This is a genomic window from Methylocella silvestris, assembly GCF_002891535.1.
Classification (GTDB): domain Bacteria; phylum Pseudomonadota; class Alphaproteobacteria; order Rhizobiales; family Beijerinckiaceae; genus Methylocapsa; species Methylocapsa silvestris_A.
Genome location: NZ_PDZR01000072.1, coordinates 1 through 412, shown reverse-complemented (window position 1 = coordinate 412; position 412 = coordinate 1). Strand labels below are relative to the sequence as shown.

General features: G+C 48.5%; 1 pseudogene. It reads right to left on the bottom strand.

The features are described from left to right. Positions 1 to 79 precede the first annotated feature (79 nt). Positions 80 to 412: pseudogene (gene rpoE, locus CR492_RS20285) on the bottom strand (RNA polymerase sigma factor RpoE); the annotation flags it as partial.

Genomic DNA, 412 nt, shown 5'->3' with positions numbered 1-412 from the left:
GTCCAGCGTTTCACCATCCATTAAAGCGGAAAGTTGTTCTTTCTGCATGCCTAATACCTTTTCCAGTATCCCGCTATCGTCAACGCCTGATTAGCGGTTGAACTTTATTATCAATAGCTTCTCGCGCACGAAAAATTCGTGAGCGAACCGTACCGACCGGGCAATCCATGATAGCGGCTATCTCTTCATAGCTCAGGCCATCTAACTCCCGCAACGTAATTGCCATGCGTAAATCTTCCGGGAGCGACTCGATGGTGCGAAAAACTATTTGTCTCAGTTCTTCTGACAACATTAAGTTCTCAGGGTTCGAAATTTCTTTTAACGCACCGCCGCTTTCAAAGTTTTCTGCGTCAATGGCGTCAACATCGCTTGAAGGCGGACGGCGGCCCTGAGCGACGAGGTAGTTCTTGGC